Origin of the sequence: Nonomuraea sp. NPDC049141 (assembly GCF_040648415.1) — a bacterium.
Lineage (GTDB): Bacteria > Actinomycetota > Actinomycetes > Streptosporangiales > Streptosporangiaceae > Nonomuraea.
Genome location: NZ_JBEZDR010000219.1, coordinates 1 through 1,425, shown reverse-complemented (window position 1 = coordinate 1,425; position 1,425 = coordinate 1). Strand labels below are relative to the sequence as shown.

The following is a 1,425-nucleotide window of genomic DNA, read 5'->3' as shown; positions in this document are numbered from 1 at the left end:
TCCGCCACATCTCGCGCGACGCCACCCGCACGCTCACCGTCCTCAACCTCACATGATCGAGAAACCGGACAAAACTCCACTACGCCGGAGCCCTGCAGCAGACCGGCTCCTCCGTTCAAGCCCGGCTCTGACCGCAGGACAACGCATGATCGAGGAACGGCGACCTGCGAAGGTACACGCAGAGCCGAGCTTGACACTCCGTCCTCGGCCCGCTGCTGCTACGCGCTGAATCGATGGCCTACGAGATGATCAGAGCGCTAGCTTGTGCTGGTGGGATTCACGCCGATGGTGTTGGTTTGCGAATTCCACCGTTGTTCCAGATCATCGACAGCGCGTCGGTGAGCGCTTGCCCATGCAACCGATTCCGAGACTGTAGGCCTCGGGAAGTCTGCACATCGCCGGAGAACCGAGAGCGCGAATGATGCAGCGCGAAGCGCGGATTCGGCCGAGTAAGCCACCTGCTCGTATGCTGTATTCGTTCCAAGTGGATGAGATACCGGTGGTCGTGGCTTTTCTTCGGCGTGTGCTGCGGCATCCCGCAGTTCAAAGAGCCATTCGAATTCCCGGTTCCAGAAAGTATTTACTGGCCCGGTATTGTAGATGGCCTTCAGCGCTTCCCTGATCTTCCCGTGCCTCTTGGTTCCCTTGCCAAGGAACGGAGCGCGAATGCTTGCCGGGACAGCCGCTGACCCATAGAGGGCATCGAGGGCATGGGCTGAGCCAGCGACGGCAACTATCGCTGCATTGAATTCCTGCGTTAGGTGACCGGACCAGCTATCGCTTGATCCATTCAATGCCTCCTGGCGAGCTTGAAGGGCTGCGTGCGCCTGATCAATCGCGATACCCATCCATGTGGTCCAAAGGTGAGTCGTGATCATGATCGATGGTGTGCCAACTTGGGCCTTCGCGACGATCGTTGGTGGGTGGACCTCAACGTCTACTCGCTTGCTGCCGCAGGCGCTGCACTTACGCTGCCCTGATGGATTGCGATCAAGCTCTTCCTGAAGGTATTCACGCCTGCAGTCGGCGCAGAAATGCCCGGTCATTGAGAGATGCTATCGAATGGCGTAGGGCGGCTGGTGGCGTTTCTTCGAGTATGCCCTGGTCTGAGCTGAATAGTTGATGTGGCGGCGATCTCGGTTGGGCCTTGGGCCGAGCCGTCTGATGGGATTATCGACGTCCAGGGCCACAGGTCCAGCCCAACCTCGCGTCGCCGAGTATGACGAGGCGGCGCTTGATCGCTTCGTTGGGGTTTCTCGGATCTTGCTAACAGCGCTGCTAACAACATCCCTGGACACAGGTGTACGCCGGTGGAAGTGGATCAAGCTAAGGTCACGTCCACGGACGTGGTGTATGAATCGATCTTCGCGTGATCCTGTTTCTGCAGGTTAAGCGGTAAGTGTGTGCGGGAGTGGGTTCTGGGTC

General features: G+C 58.7%; 1 protein-coding gene. It reads right to left on the bottom strand.

Annotated features, from left to right (window positions below; all coding sequences use genetic code 11):
• Nucleotides 1-257: 257 nt before the first annotated feature.
• Nucleotides 258-1,046: a hypothetical protein gene (locus AB0B91_RS65990; RefSeq protein WP_358343224.1), complete on the bottom strand. Its 789-nt coding sequence runs from the start codon at nucleotides 1,044-1,046 to the stop codon at nucleotides 258-260.
• Between the last annotated feature and the right edge of the window lie 379 nt (nucleotides 1,047-1,425).

What these genes read in the sequence shown, in the direction of transcription:
- AB0B91_RS65990 (WP_358343224.1), bottom strand. Translation starts at nt 1,046, where the DNA reads ATGACCGGGCATTTCTGCGCCGACTGCAGGCGTGAATACCTTCAGGAA.